Here is a 4,944-nt window from a genome sequence, read left to right as displayed (position 1 = left end):
ACATTGTGACCATCGTGGATCAGAACGGTTGTGGAAGCGTGAGCATCCCGGTAGGAGTGATTGACTATCCACTGTTCTTCACGCCAAACCAAGACGGCTTTAACGACACCTGGAACATCATAGGAATCGCCAGCAATCCAACGGCGCAGATCTACATCTACGACCGCTACGGAAAGCTGCTCAAACAGCTCAGTCCACTGGGGCCTGGTTGGGACGGAACCTACAACGGTAACCCGATGCCATCGAGTGATTACTGGTTCCAAGTGATCTATCAGGAAGACGGGATAAACAAAGAGTTTAAAGGACATTTCAGCTTAAAAAGGTAACTCTTGGTCAATAAATATGTTAATAAAAGGTGTTAATCATAGAATTTGTTTAACTTTTGCCTTCGTGCCGAAGAATGATCGATATATTTGAAAGCTAAAATACCTACCATGAAAAAGCTCCTTTTACTCCTCTTTTTCTGTCTTTCATATGCTGGTTGGTCCCAAACCATTCTCATGCAAGATGGAACTTTCAATACCTGTGTTGGAAACTTTACAGATTCGGGAGGAACCGTTGGTGCCTACGCTAATAATGAGGATTTTACGATAACATTATGTTCCGATATTCCAGGCCTTGGAATTGAATTGGATTTTACCGCCTTCAACCTGGCTACGGGAGATTCTATGGAAATCTATGACGGGCCAGACACTGCTTCGCCATTGATTGGAACTTTTACCGGTGCTGTGAGCCCTGGTTTTGTTGAAGCATCGGATCCATCGGGTTGTTTAACAATACGCTTCCAATCGGATGCAGTGATCTTTGGAGCCGGTTGGAATGCTAACATATCTTGTTGTCAACTGGTCACTGCAGTATTCGACAGTTCTGTTCCCGCAGATGTTGCTGGAGTTATTGTGGCCGATCCATTAGACAATATCACCTTTAACGGGAGTGGGATCTTTGGAGTAGACGGTACAGGAGCTACTTATACTTGGGATTTTGGAGACGGAACTACAGATACTGGGACAACCGTCAATCACGCTTATGCGACCAGTGGGATATACTTTGTCAATTTAACGGTTACGGACGCTACGGGCTGTTCAAGTTCAAACAATATCGGGGTCCAGTGTATTATTGGTAATGGAGACCTGGAAGCCATGATGGTGGGAGACGTGGCTTTTGCACGAGGATCCTACATGGAAGTTGGTGTGGTTCAAAATGGTGTGTTTGGAGCACCAGCAGGATCTGCGCCACCACTCTTTCACGACCCGCGAGATGTGAATGGGCTTTTTGGATATATTGCAAATCCGCAGCGAGACAACTGGGTGGATTATGACGGATGTTACTTTACCCCAGGTTCTCCAGAAGAAGGTTTTGCAATAGAGATCGATGGTATTGCCTACAATAATAACCGAGCTTCTACAGGTTCACCACCACCTATATTTGATATTCCTGGTTCGATCACTTCAGCCTCTATCGAGTCTGATCCTTGTAGTGGAGAATTGGCGGTGATCAATTGGTCTGGACAGATCGATGACATCCAAATAGACCGACGCATTATTGTAACCGGTTTTGGTCTTTTCATTCAGATGGAAACCATCTTGACCAATGTTGGAGCTGTTCCTAAAAACGATATTTTCTGGATGCACAACGTAGATCCAGATAACAACCAATCCATCAATGGAAGTTTTGTTACGAACAATGAGATCATTTCTCAAGCGGATGCTGCAGATCCTTTAGCTTTCGTTTGTGCATTCCAAGATCCTTTAGCGGCTTCTCAACCAGATGCTGACGGGTCTAACGTATGTTTTTATGCTCGAGACGATCGTTCCCGAGTTACTTTTGGTGGATTTGCAAACAGAGATCCATCCGACGTATGGAATGGAATTGGTTTTACTCAAGCAGAAGGAGCTACAAACACTGCAGATGAGGCTATTTCCATTGCCGTAAATGTTGGGACACTCAATCCAGGAGAATCAGAGTCCTTTGTTTACTATTATACTTTTGCCGACTTTACAGGGTCTGGGGTTATTACTACGCCAACCTTGATCCGCTTTACAGGAACTAATCCTACCGTTTGCGGTGGCGATGATGGATTTGTTACTATTTCCAACCTCGTACCATCCACAACTTATGATATTACCTATGAGGACGATGGTGTACCCGTCGGACCCTTGACACTTACATCAGACGTACTAGGAAATATTTTGATCACTGGTTTAGATGCCGGTGTTTATGATGCCTTTGCACTAACCAACGCATTGGGTTGTGATTTTATGGCTGATGATGTCGTGACGCTTATTGATCCAGGAGCTCCTGTTTACACGGTTACGGCTACGCAACCAACAGGTTGTACAGCAGACGGAATTTTAACTTTTACAGGACTGAATCCTTCAACCACTTATGAGGTTACATACACTGTAGACGGTGTTGTGGTTGGTCCGGTGAATTACACTACAGATGCCGCTGGTGAGTTTACCATCACTGGATTGGATCAGGGAACTTACACTTCAATCAATGTTTCCTTAGGCGGATGTGATGCTTTTGATGGAGGTACTTATATTCTGGCTTACCCAGGATTTGCCTTTACCGTTACCACTTCAGACCCACCTACCTGTGCACCAGATGGTACGCTAACCATTTCTGGGCTGAATCCGGGTGAAACTTATGATGTTACTTATACCGTGGATGGTGTGGTTGTTGGTCCAGTAAGCTATACAACAGATGGTGCTGGAAATATCATTATTACTGGATTGGCAGAAGGAACTTACACTGATGTTACTGTGGAACAAGGTGCTTGTTCTATTGTTGACCCAGGACCATATAACATTACGTATCCACCGCTTACCTTCACAGTAACCACTACGGATTTGATCCTTTGTGATTCTGATGGGGTTATTACTTTAAGCGGATTGGATCCTTCTACGACCTATAACGTCACCTATACGGTAGATGGTGTGGTGGTAGGTCCTGCACCATTTACGACGGATGCTGCCGGAGACATTATCATCGGAACTTTGGATAGCGGTACTTACACTGATATCACCGTGGAATCCACACCTTGTATTACTGTAGACCCAGGGCCTTACGTTCTTAATGATCCTATTTTAACTCCTGCTGTGAGTGTATCAGACTCGACCATTTGCGGTCCTGGTGGTACAATTACAATTACAGGATTGACCGCTGGATTTAATTACAGCGTTGGCTATACTTTAGACGGAACTCCTATTGCCGCTGCAATATTCACTGCAGATGGTACTGGAACCGTTGTAGTTGGAGGTGTGTTAGCTGGGACGGTTACGGACGTGACCATTACACTGAACGATTGTACTGAGGTTATCCCAGGACCGTTTGTTATCAATAACCCACCAGATCCTGTCCCTGTTGATCCAGAACCTTATGTGCTCTGTGATACGGGCGTAGCAGATGGGTTTACGGAGTTTGATCTTACGGTGAAGATTCCTGAGATCACTGCAGGCGATACAGATTTGGCGGTGAGTTTCCACCTAACATTGGCAGATGCCGATGCAGGAACAGCTCCTTTACCAACGCTTTATACCAACATTAGCAATCCACAGACCATTTTTGTTCGTGTGGAATCCGTAACCACGGGTTGTTATGCAACAACTTCTTTAGATTTAGAGGTACTTGATGCACCAACGGCAATTACACCAACACCTTTGGAATACTGTGATCCCGATAATGACGGCTTTGGTGTATTTACTTTGGATGATGCTACACTAGAAATCACCGGTGGAGCTCCAGACGTGATCGTGACTTATCACGAGACTTTGGCTGATGCTACTTTCGGAGTCCTAGCCTTGACCAGTCCGTATAACAATATTGTATTCGGTACACAGACCGTTTACGCTCGCGTTGAAAACGCAGTTACAACTGGGGATGCCTGTTTCAACATTGTGGAATTAGTGTTGATTGTATTAGACACGCCTCAGATCGCTGACCCCGAGCCTCTTTTAGCCTGCGACGACAACGACGACGGCATTGTGGTGTTTGACTTGACGGTGAAAGATCCAGAGATTTTGGATGGTTTGGATCCTGCGGATTACACGGTAGAATATTATGAGGATGCGGCCTTCACTTCGCTGATCGCTCCGGCTACGGCCTATACCAACTTGACCAACCCACAGACGGTCTTTGTCTTGGTGACGGACAACACCAATATGTGTACTTCCACCACGACCTTAGAGTTGATAGTCAACTTCCCACCTGAGGTCTTCCCACCAACACCGCTAGAGCTTTGTGATGTGAACAATCCGGGCGACGAGGTAGAGGAGTTTGACTTGGAGCTGGCCACGGCAGAGATCACAGGCGGTGACACTTCTTTGATTGTGACCTACCACGAGACTGCTGCGGATGCCGATGCTGGAGACAACCCACTGACGAGTCCTTACACCAACACGAGCAACCCACAAACGATCTTTGTGCGGGTAGAAGACCCAGACACGGGCTGTTTTGTGAGTGATGTGGTGACCTTAGACTTAAGAGTAAACCCACAACCGAGTCCAACCCCAGATCCCACCCCGATTGAGATCTGTGATGCAGACAACGACGGTTTTGTGGACAGTTTTATACTGACCGATAGAGACATCGAGATCATTAACGGCGAGCCGGATGTCGTGGTGAGCTACCACGAGACCCTGGCAGATGCGCAAAGTAATCTGTTCCCACTAGTATCTCCTTATGCGAACATCGTGGCCTACAGCCAGATCGTATACGCTAGAGTAGAGAACACCCTAACGGGCTGCTTTGCCATCGTAGAGTTGGAGCTGATCGTACTGAACTCCCCAGAGCTTCCTCTGGAGATTGAAGACTTTGTGATCTGTGATGACGACGACGACGGCATCGCGGTGTTTGATCTAACGACGAAGGATCCGGAGATCTACGGCACCCAAGACCCAGCGACGCTGGATCTGAGCTACCACTTAAGCGAGGCAGATGCCT

The 4,944-nt window shown here is 46.4% G+C and carries 2 protein-coding genes; both read left to right on the top strand.

What is annotated here, in order from left to right; translation table 11 throughout:
• Positions 1–326: T9SS type B sorting domain-containing protein (locus tag POW22_RS12195; protein WP_272832985.1), on the top strand; the 326-nt coding region annotated here is incomplete at its 5' end.
• 108 nt (positions 327–434) lie between these two features.
• Positions 435–4,944, top strand: a 4,510-nt coding sequence (locus POW22_RS12190) for a PKD domain-containing protein (RefSeq protein ID WP_272832984.1), incomplete at its 3' end; no start/stop codon positions are given.

The organism is Gilvibacter sediminis, assembly GCF_028561565.1.
Taxonomy (GTDB): domain Bacteria; phylum Bacteroidota; class Bacteroidia; order Flavobacteriales; family Flavobacteriaceae; genus Gilvibacter; species Gilvibacter sediminis.
Note: the sequence above shows the minus strand (reverse complement) of the source record. Positions and strands in the feature narration are given on the sequence as shown.